Here is a 22,590-nt window from a genome sequence, read left to right on the forward strand (position 1 = left end):
AAGGAATGAGTTTATCTGAGCAATTTTTGCCGGCTTTTCTGGAAGAGGTCGTAGGTGATCGATTTGGCCGGTATTCCAAGTATATTATTCAGGACCGAGCGATCCCGGACGTTCGTGACGGGCTGAAGCCCGTTCAGCGCCGGATCCTGTATGCCATGTACGATTCGGGTAACACACCGGATAAACCATACCGTAAATCGGCGAAAACCGTCGGGGATGTCATGGGTAATTACCATCCGCACGGGGACTCATCGATTTATGAAGGTATGGTTCGGATGGCTCAGCCATGGAAGATGGGACATGTGCTCGTGGACGGCCACGGAAACTGGGGTTCCCAGGATGATGATCCCGCCGCAGCGATGCGTTATACCGAGGCAAGGCTATCGCCGATTGCCATGGAGCTGCTTCGGGATATCGAGAAGCGGACCGTACTGTTTAAGGATAATTTTGATAACACGGCCAAGGAACCGGTTGTGCTGCCTTCACGGTACCCAAACCTGCTTGTGAACGGAGCTAGCGGGATATCCGCGGGTTTTGCCACTGAAATCCCGCCTCACAATCTGCGGGAAGTGATCGATGCTTGTATTGCCGTAATGCAGAAGCCGGAGATTGAGCTGGCGGAGATTATGACCTTTATCAAAGGTCCGGACTTCCCGACCAGCGGAATCATCATGGGCGGCGAAGGCATTTTGGACGCCTATCGGACAGGCAAAGGCCGCGTTTATCTACGGTCGAAGACGGACATTGAATCGCTTCGCGGCGGCAAGCAGCAGATTGTCATCACGGAAATTCCTTATCAGGTCGTTAAGTCACGGCTTGTTACCACGATGGAGAACATACGACTGGAGAAAAAAGTCGAGGGCATCGCCGAGGTTCGCGATGAGAGCGGACGAGAAGGACTTCGCATCGTCGTTGAGCTGAAGAAGGATGCCGACGCAAACGGGATTCTTGCTTATTTGTTCAAGAAAACCGATCTGCAAATAACGTACAACTTCAATATGGTTGCAATCGTGAATAAAACCCCTCAACAGCTGGGGCTTAAAGACATGTTATCTGCCTATATCCAGCATCAGCGTGAGGTCGTCACGCACCGGACCCAGTATGAGCTGGAGAAAGCAGAGGATCGGGCGCACGTATTGGAAGGCCTGGTTAAGGCTTTAAATATCCTGGATGAGGTCATTGCGGCGATCAAAGCGTCCAAGAATCGCCAGGATGCCCAGAACAATCTGCAATGGATGTTCGGTTTCACGGAGAGACAAGCCGATTCCATATTGACCTTGCAATTATACCGCCTTACGAACCTTGAAATTCATTCCCTGCAAAAAGAGCTGGACGAGTTAATGAAGAAAATCGAGGGCTTGCGTGCGATACTGGACAGCGATAAGAAGCTGATTGCCGTCATTCGCAAAGAGCTGCTTGAAATTCGCGAGAAATACGGCATCGACCGGCGTTCTGTCATTCAGGAAGAAGTGGAAGAGATCAAGGTTAATCTTGAAGTGCTGGTGAACGCAGAGGACGTGCTCGTAACTCTGTCTAATGAAGGCTACATCAAGCGCACCAGCATGTTATCCTTCACCCGAAGCGGCGGTGAGCTGGAAAGCTCAGGCGTTAAGGAAGGGGATTACATCACACGTCTGTTTGAAGTCAATACCCTGGAGAATCTGCTTATATTCACGAGCCGTGGGCAGTATTTCTTATTGCCGGTTCACCAGATTCCGGAATACAAATGGAAAGATGCCGGTACGGCCATCGTTAACGTGATTCAGGTACCGAAAGAGGATCACATCGTATCGGTCATTCCGGTTTCGAACTTTGAAGAAGAGGGCAAGTCGCTTGTGTTTGTCAGCCGCAAAGGTCAAGTGAAGCGCACAGAGCTCAAGGAGTATGTTACCAAGCGGGCTGGCGCTGTTGCTGCAGCCAAGGTCGCTGCGGAAGACAGCATTATCCAGGTCGTTGTGAGTGATAACAATAAAGATATTGTGCTAATCTCGAAAGAAGGGATGAGCATCCGGTTTAATGAGCAGGAAGTCAACGCGATGGGACGCGTTTCCGGCGGGGTTCGAGGAATTCAGCTCCGTGACGGGGATGAAGTCGTTGCGGCATTATGGGTGGAGAACGATGAGGGTGAGATTTTGACTATCACGGATCTTGGCTATGGCAAGCGCAGCTTGCTGTTGGATTACCAGACGCAAAGCCGCGGCGGAAAAGGCATGGCTACGTTTGAGTTTAAGGAAGGCAAGCGGGTGAAGCCTAACGGCAGCGCCATTGTCGGAGCTTTCTATTGCCGTGAACCGCTGCAGATTATGGCGTACAGCGAAGACGGGCAAGCCCATCTGATTCACACCGAAAAAGTTCCGATCGCGGAACGTAAATCGATAGGCAAACTGCTTGCCGAAGTTGGCAAGCAAGGACGGATTGTCGATCTGGTAACTCTTCCGCATGCGGAGTCAGGTAAAGAAAGTTAAACAAAATTGCGTAACATCCTTTTCTTGGAAATTTCCAAGTTTGGACAAGATAAGATAGACGGACGAAAAGCACCTTCGATGATATTTGTCGAGGTGCTTTTGCTATATTTTGCGTTTCCCGCAACATTTGAGCTGTTATTTATACTATTTGACATATGCCTGACTGTGTCGAAGTAGGGTGAACCTTGAAAAACGCCGTCATATAAGGGTTGGCGGGTTTTGTCGCTTGATTGGAAATTATATTTTTTAACGAAAAAAGAAGGATATTGAGAGGGTGCCCGCGAAAAGTTAATCCTATAAACTATTATGGAATCATGACTAGGGTTCAAACGAAACCCATTCACAAAAAGTACAGCGCAACATCCACGGACGGTATCCGATGTTTGATCATGACAGCATTATTGAAGGGACGGGATAAATATGCATACTGCCGAATTCGCCAAGGTGTGGTCCAAGCTGGCCAAGGATTATAAGCTCCATATGGAAGCCGGATTAGCACCGACATTGACGGAATCGCAACTGATGGTGCTGGAGGTGCTTGCTGAATTAAAGCGAATGAAACCTTCCGATTTCATTCCTTACCTGGCCACAAGTCCGGCAGCCGTAACCATGCTATTGGACCGGATGGAGAAGAATGGATTGATCAAACGGGAACGGGACGCGAATGACAGACGGATCGTCTGGGTGACGATTTCCTATAAAGGGCGTGAGGAATATACACGCGGATTACAGGTTAGGGATGAGTACCTTTCCCAAATTTTGAACCGCATATCCTCGCATAATCAGCAGCTGCTTGTCTATCTGTTAGGAAAGATTAGTACAGCTCCAAAGGAAGTTCTGGTTGAGGTATAAGTATAAGTTCTAAAGCTAAAGCTAACGTTCTAAACGTAGAATAGCCCCCTGGGCGGCTGCAGACGGCAGCTCACCCTTGAGGGCTGTTACATATTTTTATACTTATGGAACATTATCGTTATATCTCGTTTCGAATCTTTACATGACGTATTGAGATTATGACTTAAGCAACCATAAAGCCGGCACGTTGGAGGGTTCCCAACCAGGCAGGGACGTGTGGGCTTGCCGGCACTCATAGGTGTTGTCGCCATATGTGACTAAGGCTCCTAGCTGGTATGAAGTGTTTGGTGCCCAAGCCGGAGTTTCCGGTGTGGAGCCGTCCGCCGTGGTAACTTGCAGTTCATTGCTTGCAGCGGAGACGTTGCCAGCCGCATCACGAGCTTTAACAGTGAAGCTATAGGCTGTGTTGGGTGATAACCCGCCGACCGTATAGGAAAGCGTGCCGCCGGATACCGTGGTCACCAGCGTTGTGCCCCGATAAACCTCATAGCCGCTAACGCCGACATTATCCGTGGAATTGTTCCAGGCTAATGATACGCTGGTTGAAGTAGAGCCGACTGATCGTAGATTGGCGGGAGCCGTCGGAGCTTGAGTGTCCGGTACCGGATTGGATGTGGCAATCGTTAACGGATTGCTCGCCGTGGAGACATTGCCTGCTCCATCGCGTGCTTTTACCGTAAAGGTATAGGAGGTTGACGCTTGCAGACCGGTGACGGTATGGCTTAAGGTTGATCCTGATACGGTTGTTACTAGATTAGATCCTTGATAGATTTCATAACCTGTTACCCCCACATTATCCGTGGCAGCGTTCCAGGAGAGCGAGATGCTGGTGCTGGTGACGCCTGTGGATCTTAAGTTACCGGGTACGGTTGGAGCTTGCGTGTCCTGATTTCCGCTGCCGTTATTCAGGTTCACATCGATTACGTTATAGAAGGCGTTGCCTGTATCGGCGATCTCCCACACAGCCAAGATCAGATAGTAGCCGGTGCGGTCGGTAGGAACATTACAGGTGTGGGTTACGGTGTTCGGCGGACGTTTGCCACCGTCATTGAAGGAGCAGAACAATTCGAGATCTGCGCGTGCGAGGGGTTTGCTGGAATCCCAGCCTTTTTTCGTAATATAATATTTCCAATCGGATGTGGCGTGAGCTGCGGTCAGCACCCATTTAAATGTATTGGGTCCGCCATTCATGTTCACTTTACTCCAGCGGGTAGGTGATTGTTCATTGAGCTCGTGAAAAATTCCAGCACCAGCAATCTGACCATCCGCCGGTCCACCGACGGGGAAGTTACCTTTTCCCTCGAGGGAATGCGGTTCATATATGATTCTGCCGCAGTTGGTGTTCTCTCCGAGCTTACACTTATAACCACGACTGGCTGGTGATTCAATATACCCATGAGCGGAGACGCTGCTTGCCGTGATGATCATGATGGTGAAGAACAACAGCGTGCTTCCTAAAAAAATCCACAGCGGTTTCAAATGCAAGCGGCGATTTGTTTGATATTGAACCTGATCCATAACAAATACCTCCTTGAATATTTAATGTGAAATTCAGCGGACACTTGTTGCTGATCAAACCTCCCTGAGCTGTGAGTTTTCTTGCCCTGTTACACATCATAAACAACCGAGCCGACCGTGTAACCATTCATGAACAGCTTTTGATCATCCTCCTCCTTGGCACCATTGATCTATATAAACTCGCAAGCAGAGTTTATACCATGATTGTACAAATCATCTAAAAAATGTTAAACTATGTAGTTTCTATTTTTCGGCATTCTTTGATAAAAGTAAAGGGATAATATATTATCGTAGAGGGATACAATATTACAGTATTTGCCATCATGAAACAGAAGTATAAAAAAACCGAAATCCAAGGCTGGATTTCGGTTTTTTTGAGTTCTATGGATAGGACCAATCATGTGGACGCCAGCTTCTCCATCGAGAACAGGCTCCAGGGATAGTCGGAGGGCGGCATGGAACGAATGGAGATCTCCTCTTTGGTAACGGGATGAGGAAATCCGACCAATACGGACCATAAGGCAATCTGCTGGCCAGCTTTGTTCACCTTGCTTCCATACTTCTGATCTCCGAACAGCGGATGTCCCGCATGGCTCAGCTGTACACGGATTTGGTGCGGCCTGCCCGTGTGCAGCTCGATCAGGACGAGGCTGAAGCCTTCGGACGTTTGGAGCACGGTGTAATCCAGAAAGGCCTCCTTGGCCCCGTCCGTACCTTTAGAGGTGACATGAACGGTGTTGGTTTTTACATCCTTATACAGCATATTTACGAGCCGGCCTGACGTTTTCGAAGGAATCCCATGAACGACCGCCACATATTGCTTGCGGAAGCTGCGACTGCGGACGGATTCCGATAATCGGGATGCGGCTTTGGAAGTCTTGGCAAACACCATCGCTCCGCCAACCGGACGGTCCAGACGGTGCACCAATCCCAAAAATACATTGCCCGGTTTATTGTAGCGCTCCTTAATGTCCTGTTTCAGAATGGTCAGCATGTCGGGATCGCCGGTAGCATCCTCTTGGGAGGGGATGTTTACCGGCTTGGTTACTCCTAACACATGATTATCCTCGAACAGAATCGGCACAACCGGATATGCTGCTGGTTCCCGCTTGTTCATTGAATCAGGACTCCCATCGACCCAGGATGCCGCACGGCAGGTTCATGCCGGAGCGGGTAATCGGCAATCCGATCTCTCCCGCACTGATGGTACCGCCGTATTTCGGCTTCATGGTCATGGTCAGCATGTTATTCAGAACGGTAGGGGAGATTCCGGTTGTATAGGAGTTAATCAGCATGAACAGCGGATTATCCGATACGATGCTCATGCAGCTTTCGAGGAAGGGATACAAGCTTTGCTCAAGCTTCCACGTTTCTCCACTTGGTCCGCGGCCATAAGATGGAGGGTCCATAATGATCGCATCGTATTTGTTCCCCCGCCGCTGCTCCCGTTGCACGAATTTAAACACATCATCCGTGATATAACGGATAGGACGGTCGGCAAGTCCGGACAATGCCGCGTTTTCCTTGGCCCATTGAACCATCCCCTTCGCAGCATCCACATGTACAACCTGAGCTCCGGCCGAGGCGGCCGCGACGGTTGCTCCGCCGGTATAGGCGAACAGGTTCAGCACGCTGACCGGACGTCCGGCAGAAGCGATCTTATCCATCATCCAGCGCCAGTTGGCTGCCTGCTCCGGAAACAAACCGGTATGTTTAAAATTGGTTGGTCGAATATGAAATTTCAATTGGTCGTATGAGATGGTCCACCGGTCCGGAAGCTGCTTTTTCATGTCCCATTGCCCGCCGCCCGACGAGCTGCGATGATAGTGTCCGTGCACACTGCGCCACTGTCCATCTTCGCGTTCAATCGGCCATATGATCTGCGGATCCGGACGTCTGAGAATCACGTCGCCCCAGCGTTCCAGCTTGTCTCCGCCTCCGGTATCGATGACCTCGTAATCTTGCCAATCCTGAGCTACATACATGTTGAAAACCATCCTTCAAATAGTCATTTAGATTTTATTGTACAACATATCAGAAGCTGAATGCCACCAAGGATTCCCCGGCTTGATCAAACCTATTCGGATGATATGGACTTTGAAGCTCGACTTACCCCAAATCTTCGAAAGCGGAGTGGAAACGGAATTCGCCATGCAGGTGACCGAGCGCGCCCGGCTGAAGCTCGGCAACCATGAACACTTCATCGGAAACCGTAAATTGGGTGATGTCGATTCCATAGGCTCTGGCCTGCACAAATCCGTAACGGGGATAATATGCCGGATGACCGAACAGAAAAACAAGTGGATAGCCATGCGAGAGACACCGCCGTTTGCCTTCTTCAATCAAGTTCCCGCCGATCCCTTGTCGTTGATAATCCGGAAGCACGGCCAGCGGCCCTAGCGCAGCCACGTGATGCCTATGAACCCCGTCAAAAAGGCTAGACCGGCTGAACATAATATGTCCCTTGATGATCCCATCTTCTTCCGCTACGATTGATAATTCCCCTTGAAAGTCTTTATCTTCCCACAGCCGCCGCACTAGAATCGCTTCTTCCTGTCCGGGAAAAGCCTGAGTGAGAAGGTTTTGGACCTTCTCATAATCGTTCTTGGTTTCTGTACGTATGTTCATCGTAATCTCTCCTCCGAAAATCCTTAGCATTCTTATTGATATCCTGGTCTACCCACCGACAAGAGTTTCGTTATTCCGGTTTCGTTTCGATCTGCAGTCCTTCAACGTGCTTGCGGTTCATCAGTTTACGCTTCTTCCGGTTCTCTTTGCTCTCAAAAACAATATCAAGATCATAATCCTCCGGATAAAGATCCTTGGCTGCAATATAAGGCTTCAGCCGTTTATGGTTAATTTTCAGTCTATCCTTCTGAATCATCACACCGATATTACCTCTACCGTCGATGGTTTCATACACGGTTCCGCTTCGTTTCAAATAAGGCACATAGACACGATCGCCTAATTGATAGAGGGAAGAGGGAGAATCTTCTTCTTGATGATCTTCATCATTCATTAGCTTATCCTGTTTGTCTGTCGGCAACGTACCGTATTCTTCCGGACGTGTTTCTTCAGCCTTATCATCGGACTCTGAGCTTACCTTTTGGATAAGGGCCGTGTTAGCTCTTGCCGCTCCAGCTTCCGTGATTTCCCGCGATCTGGCAATGATCGACTCCGGTATGCCCAGCTTCGCTGCAATGACAAAGGCATAACTGTGCCCGGCTTCACCAATCCGCAGACGATAGAGCGGCTCGAGTGTGTCAGCATCAAATTCCATGCGGGCATTCTCAAAGCCGGAGGTGCGCTCGGCAAAATTTTTGATTTCGGTAAAATGGGTGGTTACCACAACCGTTGCTTGACGTTGACTCAACTCCTCCAGGATGGCGATCGACAATCCAACGCCTTCACCGGGATCCGTTCCCGAAGCCATTTCATCGAGCAGTACAAGCGTGGACCGGCCGGCTGTCTGCAAAATGTCGCGGATGTTGCGAATGTGCGCAGAGAACGTGCTGAGGGCATGCTCCAAACTCTGCCCATCTCCGATATCGACGGAAACCTCGTCAAAGATGGAGCAATGGCTGCCTTCCGCGACAGGAACCAGCAGACCGGATTGCACCATAACGGTGATGAGACCAACCGTCTTCAGAGCAGAAGTTTTGCCGCCGGTATTAGGCCCTGTAATGATCAAGGTTTTATACCGCTCCCCGATAGAGAAGTCCAGCGGTACCATCGTGGAGCCGATTAAAGGATGCACCGCGGATTTTAGATGGATGACCCCCTCCTGGTTCAGGCTTACATTGCGCCCGCCGATGGAAACGGCGTACTTGCCCCTGGCTATGATGTAATCGTAGATTCCAACAATGTCGGCATTGGTTCTCAGTTCGAATTGATATTGCTCGGCAAGTGCAGTCAAATCACTCAGCACCTTCGTTTCTTCGCGGACTTCATCGGCGTGCAGGAAATTCAATTCCATCTGAAGTCCCTGCAAGTCGGAGGGCTCGATGAATACCGTCTGCCCGCTGGCCGATTCATCCAGAATCGAGCCATTCACGGATTTACGGTGCTCCTTCTTGATGGGCAGCACGTAACGATCTCCGCGCTTGCTGATGACATGCTCTTGCATGATCCCTTTGTAACGGCTTATCAGGCTGTCGAGCTTACGCTTGATCCGTTCCTCGGCTACGATGATTTTTTTGCGGATTTTGGCCAAATCTTTGCTGGCGCTATCCACAACACGTCCCCCGTGAATGCTGCGTTCGATTTCGGACAGAAGTGGACGCAGTTCATGCATGGATGAGGCGTAGGAACTGATCAATGGAGCAATGCCCTCCTTGGCTTTCATATACTGAATGAGCTGACGGCAGCTTCTCAGATATTGGACCATATTCCCGAAATCGCGCTCAGACAGCACGTAACCGGTGCCGAGCAGATCCAGGATCATTTCAATGCCCTCCAGTGAAGGAATAGGGACGCTAGCTCCGGTCTGGAGCAGGGTTTTGGCTTCCTCCGTTTCATTCAGTTTGTTGCGGATGGCTTTTATCTGGGTGAGGGGGGCCATCTTCCGGATATGCTCGACGCCCAGATACGATACGGCAAAGCGTTCAAGTTCGGTGCGTATTTTCTCGTACTCCAATTTGTTTAATGCGAAGGGTTTCATGGGTTACATTCTCCTTTGACTATAAAATGGATGGTATACAACACAAAAAGGGCGGAAAGCGAACTACTAAGGTTCGCTTTCCGCCCATAGATCGTTATTCTGATGGCATGGCGTTATGGGACGGCTCCAAATAACCCTTTTGAATAAAAGGAGGGGGAGACCCAAAAAATCCGTGCTGAACTCAGCACGGATGACCATATCATATCTGAATAAACCCTAAAGGGGCTTCCATTGATATCCGCAGTTCTTAACTAATTCAACGGACGAAATGAAAATCCATCAAAAAATAAACATATCCCTTTACAGGAAATGCCCAAAATTTTACATTTCGATCCATATGAAATTTGGTTAGTTAAGAACGACCACCGACATCAAAATCTCTCCTTTAGATAAGAGTATGAAATAACTATATCCATAAATAGGGTCACAAGTCAAGGTCGAAAAGCGGATACGATCCCTTAAAAAACTGTGATATGATGGAATTGTTATACAGTTGCTTATCCATAGTAACTGCTGGCGTCAATCATGAGAGGACAAGACACGAGAGGAGTTATATCCATGGGGAAATTGCTGACACGAAGTGAGGTTCCAATCGAGGCTACTTGGAATCTGGATGATTTGTTTGTCTCGCAAGAAGCATTCGAAGCGGGATTAAAAGCGATTGAATCGCAAGCTGCTCAATTGACTCGATTCAGAGGCAGGCTGGGAGAGGGTGCGACCGTTCTTCTGGAGTGCTTGAACGAACAGGAAGCTCTGATGGAGAGCATTAGCAAAGTCGGGGCGTATGCTAGATTACGACAATCGGAAGACGGAACCAATCCGGCCAACCTGGCAAATTCGGCCAGAACGGGCGATGTTCTCTCACGCATCCAATCTTCCCTGACGTTTATTGAATCGGAGCTGCTGGATCTCGAGGATGGAATCATCGAACAATACATAACGAAGGAAGACGGGCTTGTTCCTTATGCCCGAAGTTTGACATTGCTGCTGGAATCGAAGCCTCACCGCTTGAGTCCTGAGACGGAAAGCGTGTTGGCATCGCTGGGAGAGGTGCTCGGTTCCCCTTACCGCATCTATTTGCGCAGCAAGCTGTCGGATATGACTTTTGACGATATTCAAGTGAATGACGGAACCAAGCCGGTCTCGTTCCGCCTGTACGAGAATTCTTACGAAATGTCAGAGGATACGCAGCTTCGGCGCGAGGCCTATGCCTCGTTCACGAAGTCACTGCAGGGATCGCGCCATACATTTGCCGAGGCATACGCCACCGAAGTGAAGAAACAGGTGGTGATGTCCCGGCTTCGCGGGTATGATTCCGTAACGGACATGCTGCTGAAGCCGCAGCAAGTGACGATGGAGATGTACAACAACATTCATGATACCATTCTGACGGAGTTAGCTCCGCATATGCGAAGACTGATGAAGCTGAAGAAGCGTGTGCTCGGGCTGGATCAAATGCTGTTCTGCGATTTGAAAGCGCCGATGGACACGGATTTCAATCCAAGCATTACTTATGAAGAAGCGTGCTCCACGATTTCCAGTGCCTTGTCGATACTGGGTCCTGAATACGGCGAGATCGTTCAATCGGCGTTCTCCAAGCGCTGGGTGGATTATGCCGATAATATTGGTAAGTCTACAGGAGCGTTCTGTTCCTCCGTATACGGAGTGCATTCTTATATCCTGATGGCATGGGCGGACAATATGCGAAATGCCTTCACCTTAGCGCATGAAGTCGGGCATGCTGGTCATTTGATGCTGGCAGCGGACCATCAGCGTATCACCAACGCCCGTCCTTCCTTGTATTTTATCGAGGCGCCTTCCACGATGAACGAGCTGCTGCTGGCAGATCACCTGCTCAGTCAATCCGAGGATAAGCGGATGCGGCGCTCTGTTATTCTTCAGCTTCTGAGCACGTATTACCATAACTATGTGACTCACCTTCTGGAAGCGGAAATGCAGCGACGGGTATACCGCCATGCGATGGCCGATGAGCCGATTACCGCAGATAAGCTATCTGAGCTAAAAGGTGCTGTGTTATCCGATTTCTGGGGTGACGTGGTTGAGCTCGATGAAGGAGCAAAGCTTACCTGGATGCGACAGCCGCATTATTATATGGGTCTTTATCCATATACGTATGCCGCTGGACTAACCGCATCAACAGCTGCAGCACAATTGATTCGCGAGGAAGGTCAACCGGCTGTAGACCGCTGGCTCCAAGTCCTCAAGGCCGGAGGCAGCAAGAGTCCGCTGGAATTAATGGCTATGGCAGGGGTCGATATGTCCACTTCCGAGCCGATCTCCAAAGCGGTTGCATATGTTGGATCGCTTGTCGACGAATTGGAGTCCCTGTACGAGGAATAGTACCATTTGCATATATGGGAAAAGGGTGGTCCACAGCTCATCGCTGTAGATCACCCTTTTGCTTGTAGAGAATAGGGGAGAGACGCCTATGCTTGTTTGTCCGTGACTTCATCCTGCAGCGTACGGATCGGGATCGTAAAGTAGAAGGAGGATCCAACATTTTCGCGACTCTCGACGCCGATGACCCCGCCCATCAGCTCGACCAGTTTTTTACTGATCGCCAGTCCCAATCCCGTACCCCCATATTTGCGATTCAAGGATGGGTGAAGCTGCGAGAAGGAGGTGAACAGCTGATGCTGCTGTTCAGCAGGGATGCCAATTCCCGTATCCTTTACTTGAAAAGCAAGCGTGATTTCCTGGGTCCCGGTCCTGCGCAGTCCCTCGACACTCATCGTGATGCTGCCCTCATGCGTGAATTTGATGGCATTGCTGATGAGATTAACAAGCACTTGCCGCAGCCGCAGAGCATCGCCGATGATCACATCGGGAACAGTGGAGCTGTTGATGCTGCAGGATAATGATAATCCTTTTTCTTTTGCTTTGGCCGAGAATAAATCAACGACGACTTCAAGCAAGGAACGTAAATCGATCGGTTCCTGAATGAGTGTCATATTGCCGGTCTCGATTTTGCTGAAATCGAGAATCTCGTTCAGGATGTGCAACAGCGAGCTGCTGCTCTCCATCAAAATATCGGTATAATTCAGCTGATCCTCGTCAAGATGGGTCGTTCGTAATAGCTCAATCATGCCGATGATGCCGTTCATCGGCGTGCGGAGTTCGTGACTCATCATGGTCAGAAACTCCGTTTTCGCTTGATCTGCCCGCTCGGCATTCTCCTTCGCCCGGATGATTTCTTTCTCGTCGGTAATATCGCGGAATACCATAACGGCGCCTTTGCGCTCGCCTTGGTCCCAGATTGGATTGACCTGATAATCTGCCAGAAAGCTGGTGCCGTCGCCCCGCCAAAGCACGATTTCGGCTCTGGACAGCGGTACGCCTTGTTGGACGGCTCGAACAAGCGGAGAATCATCCCCCCGATAAAAAGTGCCGTCATGGCGAATTTCTTTGATGATCTGGTCGCAAAATCTTCCGATGGTGGTGGCCGGTTCATAATCCAGCATCGCTGCGCCTGCCGGATTGATAAATGCGACGTGTCCGTGAATGTCCAGCCCGATAATGCCTTCGGACACCGTATTCAGCAAAAGGGCGAGCTCCCGGCTCAGCTTCTTGATCTCTTCCATGGTTCGTATGCGCTCGGTGATATCCCGGGTAATGCCATAGACGCCGACGACTTCGTCATCTACGAAAATCGGGATGTTAATCGTATTGATGTCGATGGGATGTCCATCCTTATGGATAATCGTTAGATCATAGCTCTGAGGTATGCCTTCTGTTGCCTGGTTAAAATGAAACAACGTGCGAGCCATGTCCTTTTCCGCTACAATCGGTCCGAAATACATCCCGATCAGCTCGTCCAGCGTATATCCTGTCAGCTCCTGCAGATTCTGGTTGGCCGTTAAGTAGTCGCCATCCAAATTCATGGAGTATACGGCCGACGGATTATATTCAAATAGAGAACGGTATCGCTGCTCGCTTTCCTTTAGCTTGAATTCCATCAGTTTTCGTTCGGAGATGTCGCGGGCAATCGAAATGATCTCGTTCTTTTGGCCGTCCTGCGTGCTGATGTACTTGCAATTGACTTCAAACCAGATGTGCCTGCCATCCTTATGTATATAACGGAAGGTGATCGGTGTGAGCAGTTTGCCGTCCAGGCAATTGTTAAAATAGTCCTGTAGCGGTATGATATCCTCCGCGTATACATAATCGAATATACTGGTGCCAACCATCTCATCCGGACGATATCCAAGCAGTGAATAACAGGAAGGTGAACAATAAAGAAACGTTGAACAGTCTATGGTGCTGCTCGATATGAAATCAAGGGAATTTTCGGTTATGAGCTTGTACTTGTTTTCATTCTCCAGCGACTGCTGTTCAATCTGCACCTGCTCGGTGATGTCCTGCGCCATACCGACCATCTCCATGGGTCTGCCTTCCTTCGTAACGGAGACTTCCCATTGAGCTCGAATGGTTCGGATTTGACCGTCCTGAAGCTGGATCCGATAGATGATTTCATCCGCCTTTCCTAGAATGGCTCTGCTCACGGCTGCCTCCAGCCGCTCACGGTCCTCCGGGACGACCAATGACAGCAGCGTGTTATGGTTTGGTTCAGTGGCACGGATCTGATATCCGTAAATTCGCCTCATTTCATCGCTGTAGGTGAGCGTATGCGTGATCAAGTCCCAACGCCAGGAACCGATCTTGGCAATCCGCTGCGCATGGGCCAGCGTATCCTCATCCGTTTTGCGCTTGGTAATGTTTCGTCCAATGGCCAGAACCTTGTTAACCTCGCCGTGAGCTCCCCGAATTAACTGAAAAGACGTTTCAAACCATAAATAATGCCCGTCCTTATGGCGAATGCGACGAACGAAACTATCTTCCTCTGAAAATAGCTTGCCCGGTTCTTTCATTTGCTCGGAATCCACCTGGTGATAGTAATCGATCCGGCATTGGCCCGTCATTTCTTCTTGGGTGTATCCGAGTATTTCCGTCACAGATGGTGAGATGTATTCGATGATGCCATCAGCGCTGCTGATGGATATAAGATCTTGTCCGCTCTTAGAAATGAGTGCAAGGAGTTCATCATTCTTAATGGTCGGAGGCAAAGACGATTTCTCCTGTACGGTCCCGGGCTCTATACAGCATAATATCCATGGAGCCTCTCCAGGGGCGGGATGGTTCAGCAGGGAAATCGAGACAGAGACATGGACTTGATCTCCGTTACGGTGGATAAAATATGAGTCTCTCTTGAGCGTGGACGTTTGTTCATATGTCAATGATTGCAATATTTGTTGAATCGATAGATTAGATAGAACTTGGATTTCGGAAGGTTTGAGCTGAAGCAGGTCTGAACGTTTGGATTCGGTAAGTTCGCAGAAACGATCATTAACCTTCGCCACAGGCTCGTCAACCGCAGAGATCAGGATCGCCCCCATAGGCAATTTATCAAACATCTGTTCCCAGACCCAATGTTCCGCTGTTTGCCTCATGATTATATAGATGCCTCCCTAACTTAAGCTATACCCTTTGATCATAGAGGATAGGATCACTCTATCGCAATAGTAAATACCAGTGCTGCATTTGAACTTGGACATCAAGGCGCGTGAAAGCCAACCGATAAGAGGAGCATCCTTATGGCTGGCGAGATTAACCTTACGGTACATCCGTTTACGAATGATGTTTTAATCCTCTTTTTTATTTGTGCAGCAGGTCACGCTCGTCGACGTTTTTGTCAAAATAATGCCCGGCATAAGAGCAAGCGGGGATGATTTTCAAATCTTCTTCCCGAGCGTATCCTATTACTTTTCGCACGAGTTCGTCGGCGATTCCTTGCCCTCGCAGGCTGGGTGAGATATAGGTATGATCGATACTGATCACTCCGTTTCCTTGAGGCGAGTAGGAGATTTTGGCTACCGTTTTTCCATTGTTTTCAATAAAAAAGCTGCCGGGCTTTGTCTGTATATTTCGATTGTCCATGATGTTTAACCCTCCTTCATCTGGTTGTACTATACCCGTATCTACGATGCATTAAACGGATTTCACATAGGCGAACACCCTTGACGGGACATTTGCATACAATGCGGGTAGAAGAGAACGAAGGAGGAGCATCATGAACAATTATTCAACGCAACCGCAAATGCTGTTTCAATGCGATCACCATCTGGTACATTCCATGAAAAAGCATAAGGAACATGCTCACGCAGCGCTCAAAAAAGCCGTGAACCGAAAAGTTAGAGTGCAAACCTTGGACGATGAAGTCTTTGAGGGTATCATTATTAACCTGGATGCCAAAAATGTGTACATTCAAATCGAGCAAGGGGATCGAGGTTTTTATCCCGGCCCTTATCCGAGACCAAGACCACCATACCCGCCATACCCGTACAATCCGTATTACAGCAATGTGATTCTGCCACTGGCGTTGTTTGATCTGCTCGCGGTGAGCTTGCTGTGGTAGTGAGTATCGTTTAAGTAAAAACCTGCAGATTTTGTCTGCAGGTTTTTTTGTTGGAAAGGAGTTGAGGGTATCAGACCAATTTCAGATATAACTATTTACATACATTCTGTTTGTATGTTAAATTGGATTCATCCCATTTAGAAGGAGATGTTTTCCAGATGAAACTGCAAGGATTTTATCCTGTTATCATGACAGAGAAGGTTGCCGAGAGCACAGAGTTTTACACACGGTTGTTTGGATTTGAGGTTGTTTTTGAAGCGGATTGGTATGTAAGCCTGAAGAATGGAGACCAGGGACAAGGCGCTTATGAAATGGCCCTCTTGTCCAAAAATCATCCCACGGTACCGTCTTCCTTTCAGAAACCAGTGCAGGGATTGATTCTTAATTTTGAGGTGGAGGATGTGGATGCCGAGTATCAAAGGCTGATCATCCACGAAAAGCTGCCGCTTCATCTGGATATACGGGATGAGGAATTTGGGCAGAGGCACTTTATTACCAGTGACCCGAATGGGGTGATGATCGATATGATTAAAGTCATTCCGCCTTCACAAGCATTTATGGAGCTGTATAATGAAGATGTGTGGTCCACCGATGATGACCAACCCGGTAAATGAGTACATCCACCGCATTAAAGGACTACTTTGGAAGAGAACTGGCGATTCTTTTATCAGATCGAATTAAGCCGCTTGCTCCGGAGTTTCCCTCGGAGGTTTTCATTGAAGCCGTAAGCCGCAAGACAGCGACGCTTGAATTGAAAGGAAGGGTAGCCGTTATTGCGGAAGAATTGCAGCAGGCCCTGCCCTTTGGTTATCCGGATAGTTTGGAGATTTTACTCGGCATCATAGGACCAGAGAATGAAACAGAGAAAGGAATGTTCACGGAAGGGTATTTTCTCATGCCGATTGCATATTTTGTGGAACGATATGGGCTTGATCACTTTGAAATATCGATGAACGCGTTATATGAAATTACCAAACGGCACACATCGGAGTATGCGATTAGGCCCTTTCTGCTCCATTATGAAGATCTGTGTCTTGAAATTTTGAAGGACTGGCTTTCGGATGATAATTCGCATGTCCGTCGCCTGGTTAGTGAAGGTACCCGGCCTCGTCTGCCGTGGGCAAAGCGAATTCCAGTGATCAAGGGAGATCCTGCCCACAATTTGGCACTGCTAGAGCCCCTTCTGCAGGATTCCTCTGGCTATGTCCGCAAATCGGTTGCGAATCATCTTCATGATCTAAACAAAGATTACCGGGATACCGTCCTTCCCTGGCTGCTTGAACATCTGGAATCGTGTGGGATGTACGGTCCTTGGATACTTCAGCATTCGCTAAGATCCATGGCCAAGAGCGGAGATCAGGAAGTGCTGAAGCTACTAACGTCCATGAGAATAGCATCCGAATGATGCATAGGAGAGAGAAACGCGAATTATGAGAAGAACCAAAAGCGAAGCTAACGAAACTATACAGTTGCTGCTGAAGGTAGCCAGAACACATTTCACGGAAAAAGGTTATGCCAATGCGGCACTAGAGGAGATTGCCGACGAAGCTAAAGTTACCCGCGGTGCGCTGTATCATCATTTTAAGAATAAACAAGGGCTGTTTCTTGCCGTGCTAGAATTAGTGCAGTCGGAAATTGGGCAGCGCGTGGAGGCGGAAGCAGATAGCTCTGAGGATCCTTGGGAGCAGCTTCTGTATGGCTGTCGGGCTTTTATTGCGACCGTGGTAGAGCCGCAGAATAAGCGCATTATGCTCATTGACGGTCCGAGTGTCGTAGGGTGGGAGTCTTGGCGCGAGATGGACGAGCAGAATTCGATGAGTCACCTAAGGGAGCAGCTAGCCTTCATGCAGAATCAGGGAATGATGAAGACCGTTCCGGTTGATGCTATGACGCATGCCTTGTCCGGCGCTTTAAACGAATGCTCGCTGTGGGTTGCTCAAATGCCGGAAACGGATAAGGGCATCGAGGAGACGATGGATGTAATTACCGGCATGTTACAGTGGTTTAGAGTAAGTTGATTCCCGGATAACTAAACCACGGTGTAGGTATTAATGTTAATTTTAGTAGCAAATCATGTTAAACATCCGATCCGGATCCGGGCCGGATGTTTTGGCGGCCTACATACCTGTATGAGATTAAAGCACTAGAGAAGGTTTTCCCCCTAATATGGACCGGATATCCAGCAAACCTTACAATTTGCATGAATGTTGTATGCTGGAGAAGTACATCCAAAATCCATGAAATGGAAGGGGTTAAACATGAAATCAATGAAGCCGCTGCAGGAGTTTTTGGAAGAACAACAGGATAACCCGATCGAAGCCATCGGAAGCTACATTTCCGAACACATTGAAGGGAACTGGCAAAAAGTACTTACCGTAAACCAGGAAAAACTGCTGAAGGCATACAACGAGGCTGGAGATGCGGCGTATGGGACGTTTTTGAACCTGTTATTCTTACCGATTCATAAACAATTAAAGGAGATGGGAATACGTCCTGAACCTAATTTCCCGGGTAACTTCGACATCTCAAGAGAATGGGGAAGTCAGGAAGGGACAGACCAGCAGCGCTGGATGTGGAGCACGGTTTATTCGCCGGTGAAGGAGCCGCTCGGCACCATCGTTACCGTTGTATATCATGACCATACACAGTTTCGCGTCCCAAGGCAGCCTCGAATCATAGCCTTGCATGAGAGAGGAAAAGAGGAAGTCGTCGCGGCCCTTTCGCTTAAATCCCCGGATTTTAAGGAAGCGCTCGAGTTTACGGTTGAATATGAAGCATATCTTCGGGGTGTACAGGAGTAAGGAAGGAAAGCTCTGTCAGCGCGATTATTCTACCCGCCGGGAGATGATTCGCGCTTGCGTAGAATATCAGACGGGTCATTAACCTATAAAAAGCGCCTTGAGCAGGATGAAAATATCCTGGCACAAGGCGCTTTTAACATTTAGATTGAAGCCAGCTGATCGATCGTTAGGTCTAACCAGTCTAATTCTTCCCTCGTCAGCTGGATGGTTGAACCCTCATCACAGGATTTTAATTCTTCCGCAGTCTGCGCACCGATCAGCGCACAGGTCGGGAAGGGCTGGTTCAGCACGTAAGCGAGCGCAATCTGTATGGCCGTCGCATTCTTCGAAGCGGCCAGTTGTTTAGCACGCTCTAACCGTTCCCAGTTCGCATCGCTATAAAATACCCGCACAAGATCCGCATTGTCCCGAATTTCCGGTGTGAACCGGCCGGTGAAGAATCCTCTCGCTTGGGAAGACCAGGAGAGCAGCGGAAACTGCTCAGCTTCATGCCACGCAATCGTCTCTGCATCGGCTGAGACGCAGCCTTTCCAGAACGGCTCGTTTGGTTTGGCCAGACTGAGATTCGGGCTGCTGAAGGAGAAACCGACCAGTCCATTCGCTTCGGCATAGGCATTGGCATCCCGGATGCGCTCCCACGTCCAGTTGGATACCCCAATGGCGCCAACGCTCCCATCGGCAATGTACTCATTCAGAGCTTCAATAACTTCACCTGCCGGAACCTCCGGGTCGTCACGGTGAAGAGCATACAGATCGATGAAATTCGTCTGCAGTCTCTCAAAACTCGTTGTGATGTCGCTCTTGATGTCTTTTTTATTTACGCGCGGACCATTCTGGTCATGATGGGCACCTTTGGTCAATATGACGATCTGATCCCGGTTACCTCTTTCCTGCATGTATCTGCCGATCACTTCTTCGCTTTGACCTCCACAGTAGATGTGGGCGGTATCAACGGAATTGCCGCCGATAGCCAGGTATGCATCCATATTCGCGGCTGCTTTCTCATACGAATCATGATAAAAGTAGTCCGTTCCTTTCATTAGCGCAGAGACAGGTTTGTTTAATCCCTTGATTGATATATATTTCATATTCATATCCTCCTTGGGTGTAATTACAACACAATTCGCTTCCGTTCATGGGCAGATTGCAGACAGGCGTCTATGACTTTCATATTGTGAACGGCATCCTCTGAAGAGTAGCGGAGAGGCTTGTTGTTCAAAATAGCTTCGGCCATATGGTCGCCTTGTTCGCTGTATGCGTTTGCACGAGGGACCTCGATTTCTTTACGTCCGTCGCCGGTCGTTAAGAAGAAGTTCGCTCCGTCCTCAGGCAGGCTATAGGCGTAAGGGACTTCAATCAGGCCATCCGTGCCCACAATTTCAAGAGGATTGCGATACGCCGCCCACATTCCGCAATCAAATGTCAGCGCTACATTCCCTCCAAATTCGATTAATCCGGATGCCATCATGTCGACATGATCATGCTCAGGGGAGAAGAAAGCTTGAACGGTAACAGCTTCCGGCTCTTTATCCAGCAGGATGCGCGCGGCGTTGATCGGATAACAGCCGATATCATAAATCGAGCCGCCGCCCCAATCCTTGCGAAAGCGGACATTCCCGTGATTGGCGGAACTGTTGAAGGTAAACGCGCTGCGTATGCCCCGAATGTCCCCGATGGCACCGGCGTTGATCATTTCCTTCAACAAGTCATACCGTGGGTGATACCGATACATAAAGGCTTCGGCCAGCACTACCCCGGCTTTAGCTGCTGCTTCCGCCATTTCAGCTGCTTCTGCTTCCGTCAGCGCAAGCGGTTTTTCGCATAGAATGTGTTTACCGGCTTCCGCCGCACGGATGCTCCATTCTTTATGTAGATGGTTGGGGAGCGGAATATAGATCGCATCTATGGAAGAATCCTCGAGCAAGGATTCGTAACTGCTGTATGCAGTCGGGATATTCAGTTCCTCTGCCGTTTGCGCTGCTTTTGCCTGATCGCGGCTGGCAATGGCAACGACTTCATTGAGACGGGATTGCTGTAAACCAGGTATGACCGAGCGTTTGGCAATACTGGCGCAGCCAAGGATTCCCCAACGAAGTTTTTGAGTCATGTTCATCAGCTCCTATACAACTTATTAATATTATATTGCGATTATAAAAGACAAGAAATAAAATTGATATAATATTATTTTGTAGTACAATACAACAATATTGTCATACGAGGAGTATTATGATGAAACGACAAAGTCATCTGCTGACCCTACCGCAAATGCCATTCTTCTGCCTGCCTGAGTCGGTTGGGATATACCGGGATGAACCGGACCATACCGTTACGCGGGCAGCCGGGTCTCTGAACAATTTCAATATTCACTATGTGGCTTCCGGTAAAGGGTATGTTGAAATCGAAAACGTAGTCCATACGCTTGGCCCAGGTGAAGCCGTGCTGTATTTTCCAATGCAGGCTCAGCGTTATTACACCAGCGAGGACGATCCGTGGGATGTGCGTTGGTTCCACTTTTATGGCAGCGGTCTGCAGAACTATTTCATCGAACGCGGATTTCATAAAAGCCAGCTGTGGAGCATTCGGCAGCCATCAGCCTTTGAGGAAGCGCACGAAGCGCTGTTATATGAGGCGGAGACCCATCGGATGCTCAAGCCTGCGCAGCTGTCCACGCTAACGTATTCTTTGTTAGCCGTATTCGTGGAGCAGGCATCCGCTTTATCGGATAATAAATCAAACAACTCGGCCAACCGGATTCTTGAACTGCTGCCGATCATGCAGCAGGAAGCGGCACAACCGTTTATTTTGGAGGAGTGGGCGGACAGACTCGGCGTTACCACTTACTATTTCTGTAAATTATTCCGCAATGTCATGGAGATGACCCCAATGGATTTTGTAACGCGCTGCCGGCTTCAGATGGCAAAGCAGTGGCTGCTCGACCATAAAGAAAAAACCATCGGACAGATTGCAGTGGAAGCGGGCTATCCGAGCGTCAGTTATTTTAACAAGCGATTTATGGAGCATGAAGGTATGACGCCATCTTCCTATCGTCGCTTATATGGGGTATAGTTATGGGTATCACGTCGCCAGGTCAGTTGAGAACTCGACTTAGGTCTAGGTCTTATTCACACCTATAGTCGGTTATGGAAACGGCTTGCCTCTACTACAATGGAATTAACGAAGGATTTGACGAAATCCGGCTTCAATGAAATATGTAATTAAGTATGTGGGGGAAAGCAAATGTCCGATAACCAAAATATATATGTTCTTCTGACTGATACGGGTACGATGTTTACCAAACTGATTAAACGAATTACGGCAGCGCCCTATAATCATGCTTCGCTGGTGCTGGATGAGAACTTGAATGAAGTGTTCAGCTTCGGCCGGAAATGCGCCAACAATCCCTGGATAGGGGGATTTGTTGAGGAGGATGTATACGAAGGAACCTTCCGTCACTTTCCCGGCACGCGCTGCGCTCTGCTCCGTCTAAAGGTCACGCGGGAGCAACTTGAGGCAGCGAGACGCGTGATTCAAAGCTATAAGGATGAAGAGGATGCTTACGGCTACAATCTTATCGGCATGTTTGGCGTGCTGATGAGACTTGATATTACGAGGGAAAGATCGTACTTCTGCTCACAATTCGTAGCGGAGGCAATGAAGCAAAGCAGAATTCATCTATGGGATCGCCCTTCCTCCGCAGTAACCCCGAATGATTTCTTTCAGCATCCGGCATTCGAGGTTATATACGAAGGCATGTTATATGACTATCCATTACTTGATCAATCCAAGTTGGCTGGATTCCAATACCCGTTACAAACAGCTTCAAGTTGAGTTGATTTTTGATCTGATTTGTTGCATATCGAA

19 protein-coding genes are annotated in these 22,590 nt (G+C 48.9%); 10 read left to right on the top strand and 9 right to left on the bottom strand.

Translation table 11 applies throughout. From position 1 onward, the window contains the following. The first annotated feature begins 5 nt into the window (after positions 1 to 5). On the top strand, positions 6 to 2,465 hold the full coding sequence (gyrA, locus tag BJP58_RS31775; protein WP_194541994.1) for a DNA gyrase subunit A: 2,460 nt from the start codon (positions 6 to 8) through the stop codon (positions 2,463 to 2,465). A gap of 420 nt (positions 2,466 to 2,885) precedes the next feature. Continuing rightward, positions 2,886 to 3,317, top strand: a complete 432-nt coding sequence (locus BJP58_RS31780; RefSeq protein WP_194541995.1) for a MarR family transcriptional regulator — start codon at positions 2,886 to 2,888, stop codon at positions 3,315 to 3,317. Between the two features lie 156 nt (positions 3,318 to 3,473). On the opposite strand, the gene BJP58_RS31785 is transcribed toward BJP58_RS31780, so the two are convergent. From BJP58_RS31785 to BJP58_RS31805, 5 genes are all read right to left on the bottom strand, one after another. Then, positions 3,474 to 4,835, bottom strand: a complete 1,362-nt coding sequence (locus BJP58_RS31785) for a lytic polysaccharide monooxygenase (protein WP_194541996.1) — start codon at positions 4,833 to 4,835, stop codon at positions 3,474 to 3,476. Between the two features lie 397 nt (positions 4,836 to 5,232). After that, positions 5,233 to 5,952, bottom strand: a complete 720-nt coding sequence (locus BJP58_RS31790; RefSeq protein ID WP_194541997.1) for an RluA family pseudouridine synthase — start codon at positions 5,950 to 5,952, stop codon at positions 5,233 to 5,235. 4 nt (positions 5,953 to 5,956) lie between these two features. Next, entirely contained in the window at positions 5,957 to 6,820 is an 864-nt protein-coding gene (locus BJP58_RS31795; protein WP_194541998.1) for a class I SAM-dependent methyltransferase, read from the bottom strand. A gap of 124 nt (positions 6,821 to 6,944) precedes the next feature. Continuing rightward, positions 6,945 to 7,463: a GNAT family N-acetyltransferase gene (locus BJP58_RS31800; RefSeq protein ID WP_194541999.1), complete on the bottom strand. Its 519-nt coding sequence runs from the start codon at positions 7,461 to 7,463 to the stop codon at positions 6,945 to 6,947. Positions 7,464 to 7,533: 70 nt separating this feature from the next. Further along, positions 7,534 to 9,495, bottom strand: a complete 1,962-nt coding sequence (locus BJP58_RS31805; RefSeq protein WP_194542000.1) for an endonuclease MutS2 — start codon at positions 9,493 to 9,495, stop codon at positions 7,534 to 7,536. 558 nt (positions 9,496 to 10,053) lie between these two features. On the opposite strand from BJP58_RS31805, the gene pepF reads away from it, so the two are divergent. Then, entirely contained in the window at positions 10,054 to 11,856 is a 1,803-nt protein-coding gene (pepF, locus tag BJP58_RS31810; RefSeq protein WP_194542001.1) for an oligoendopeptidase F, read from the top strand. A gap of 86 nt (positions 11,857 to 11,942) precedes the next feature. On the opposite strand, the gene BJP58_RS31815 is transcribed toward pepF, so the two are convergent. Further along, positions 11,943 to 14,963 (bottom strand): PAS domain-containing hybrid sensor histidine kinase/response regulator, encoded by a 3,021-nt coding sequence (locus BJP58_RS31815; RefSeq protein WP_194542002.1) that lies wholly within the window; start codon positions 14,961 to 14,963, stop codon positions 11,943 to 11,945. Between the two features lie 205 nt (positions 14,964 to 15,168). Further along, positions 15,169 to 15,450, bottom strand: a complete 282-nt coding sequence (locus BJP58_RS31820; RefSeq protein WP_194542003.1) for a GNAT family N-acetyltransferase — start codon at positions 15,448 to 15,450, stop codon at positions 15,169 to 15,171. A gap of 133 nt (positions 15,451 to 15,583) precedes the next feature. Here BJP58_RS31820 and BJP58_RS31825 point away from each other — a divergent pair, with 133 nt between their 5' ends. From BJP58_RS31825 to BJP58_RS31845, 5 genes are all read left to right on the top strand, one after another. After that, positions 15,584 to 15,928 (top strand): hypothetical protein, encoded by a 345-nt coding sequence (locus BJP58_RS31825; RefSeq protein ID WP_194542004.1) that lies wholly within the window; start codon positions 15,584 to 15,586, stop codon positions 15,926 to 15,928. Between the two features lie 158 nt (positions 15,929 to 16,086). After that, positions 16,087 to 16,542: a VOC family protein gene (locus BJP58_RS31830; protein WP_194542005.1), complete on the top strand. Its 456-nt coding sequence runs from the start codon at positions 16,087 to 16,089 to the stop codon at positions 16,540 to 16,542. Next, positions 16,539 to 17,333, top strand: coding sequence for a DNA alkylation repair protein (locus tag BJP58_RS31835; RefSeq protein ID WP_194542006.1), 795 nt, complete (start codon positions 16,539 to 16,541; stop codon positions 17,331 to 17,333). The genes BJP58_RS31830 and BJP58_RS31835 overlap by 4 nt, the downstream gene beginning before the upstream one ends. 25 nt (positions 17,334 to 17,358) lie before the next feature. After that, positions 17,359 to 17,946: a TetR/AcrR family transcriptional regulator gene (locus BJP58_RS31840; RefSeq protein ID WP_194542007.1), complete on the top strand. Its 588-nt coding sequence runs from the start codon at positions 17,359 to 17,361 to the stop codon at positions 17,944 to 17,946. Between the two features lie 240 nt (positions 17,947 to 18,186). Then, the gene (locus BJP58_RS31845) at positions 18,187 to 18,729 is read left to right on the top strand and encodes a DUF6022 family protein (protein ID WP_233354818.1); all 543 of its coding nucleotides are present in this window, start codon (positions 18,187 to 18,189) and stop codon (positions 18,727 to 18,729) included. Positions 18,730 to 18,869: 140 nt separating this feature from the next. On the opposite strand, the gene BJP58_RS31850 is transcribed toward BJP58_RS31845, so the two are convergent. Together BJP58_RS31850 and BJP58_RS31855 are read right to left on the bottom strand one after the other, a co-directional pair. Further along, positions 18,870 to 19,817: an aldo/keto reductase gene (locus BJP58_RS31850; RefSeq protein ID WP_194542008.1), complete on the bottom strand. Its 948-nt coding sequence runs from the start codon at positions 19,815 to 19,817 to the stop codon at positions 18,870 to 18,872. 23 nt (positions 19,818 to 19,840) lie between these two features. Further along, the gene (locus BJP58_RS31855) at positions 19,841 to 20,836 is read right to left on the bottom strand and encodes a Gfo/Idh/MocA family protein (protein WP_194542009.1); all 996 of its coding nucleotides are present in this window, start codon (positions 20,834 to 20,836) and stop codon (positions 19,841 to 19,843) included. A 122-nt stretch (positions 20,837 to 20,958) separates the two neighbouring features. Between BJP58_RS31855 and BJP58_RS31860 the strand changes: the two genes are divergently transcribed. Further along, positions 20,959 to 21,795, top strand: a complete 837-nt coding sequence (locus BJP58_RS31860) for a helix-turn-helix transcriptional regulator (RefSeq protein ID WP_194545133.1) — start codon at positions 20,959 to 20,961, stop codon at positions 21,793 to 21,795. A 171-nt stretch (positions 21,796 to 21,966) separates the two neighbouring features. Next, complete coding sequence (locus tag BJP58_RS31865; RefSeq protein WP_194542010.1) at positions 21,967 to 22,557, top strand: hypothetical protein; 591 nt, start codon at positions 21,967 to 21,969, stop codon at positions 22,555 to 22,557. The last annotated feature ends 33 nt before the right edge of the window (positions 22,558 to 22,590 follow it).

Origin of the sequence: Paenibacillus sp. JZ16 (assembly GCF_015326965.1) — a bacterium.
Classification (GTDB): domain Bacteria; phylum Bacillota; class Bacilli; order Paenibacillales; family Paenibacillaceae; genus Paenibacillus_AQ.

Bases quoted from the DNA above. Each gene is read 5' to 3' on its own strand.
- gyrA (WP_194541994.1), top strand. From the start codon at position 6: ATGAGTTTATCTGAGCAATTTTTGCCGGCTTTTCTGGAAGAGGTCGTA.
- BJP58_RS31780 (WP_194541995.1), top strand. From the start codon at position 2,886: ATGCATACTGCCGAATTCGCCAAGGTGTGGTCCAAGCTGGCCAAGGAT.
- BJP58_RS31785 (WP_194541996.1), bottom strand. From the start codon at position 4,835: ATGGATCAGGTTCAATATCAAACAAATCGCCGCTTGCATTTGAAACCG.
- BJP58_RS31790 (WP_194541997.1), bottom strand. From the start codon at position 5,952: ATGAACAAGCGGGAACCAGCAGCATATCCGGTTGTGCCGATTCTGTTC.
- BJP58_RS31795 (WP_194541998.1), bottom strand. From the start codon at position 6,820: ATGTATGTAGCTCAGGATTGGCAAGATTACGAGGTCATCGATACCGGA.
- BJP58_RS31800 (WP_194541999.1), bottom strand. From the start codon at position 7,463: ATGAACATACGTACAGAAACCAAGAACGATTATGAGAAGGTCCAAAAC.
- BJP58_RS31805 (WP_194542000.1), bottom strand. From the start codon at position 9,495: ATGAAACCCTTCGCATTAAACAAATTGGAGTACGAGAAAATACGCACC.
- pepF (WP_194542001.1), top strand. From the start codon at position 10,054: ATGGGGAAATTGCTGACACGAAGTGAGGTTCCAATCGAGGCTACTTGG.
- BJP58_RS31815 (WP_194542002.1), bottom strand. From the start codon at position 14,963: ATGAGGCAAACAGCGGAACATTGGGTCTGGGAACAGATGTTTGATAAA.
- BJP58_RS31820 (WP_194542003.1), bottom strand. From the start codon at position 15,450: ATGGACAATCGAAATATACAGACAAAGCCCGGCAGCTTTTTTATTGAA.
- BJP58_RS31825 (WP_194542004.1), top strand. From the start codon at position 15,584: ATGAACAATTATTCAACGCAACCGCAAATGCTGTTTCAATGCGATCAC.
- BJP58_RS31830 (WP_194542005.1), top strand. From the start codon at position 16,087: ATGAAACTGCAAGGATTTTATCCTGTTATCATGACAGAGAAGGTTGCC.
- BJP58_RS31835 (WP_194542006.1), top strand. From the start codon at position 16,539: ATGAGTACATCCACCGCATTAAAGGACTACTTTGGAAGAGAACTGGCG.
- BJP58_RS31840 (WP_194542007.1), top strand. From the start codon at position 17,359: ATGAGAAGAACCAAAAGCGAAGCTAACGAAACTATACAGTTGCTGCTG.
- BJP58_RS31845 (WP_233354818.1), top strand. From the start codon at position 18,187: ATGAAATCAATGAAGCCGCTGCAGGAGTTTTTGGAAGAACAACAGGAT.
- BJP58_RS31850 (WP_194542008.1), bottom strand. From the start codon at position 19,817: ATGAAATATATATCAATCAAGGGATTAAACAAACCTGTCTCTGCGCTA.
- BJP58_RS31855 (WP_194542009.1), bottom strand. From the start codon at position 20,836: ATGACTCAAAAACTTCGTTGGGGAATCCTTGGCTGCGCCAGTATTGCC.
- BJP58_RS31860 (WP_194545133.1), top strand. From the start codon at position 20,959: ATGAAACGACAAAGTCATCTGCTGACCCTACCGCAAATGCCATTCTTC.
- BJP58_RS31865 (WP_194542010.1), top strand. From the start codon at position 21,967: ATGTCCGATAACCAAAATATATATGTTCTTCTGACTGATACGGGTACG.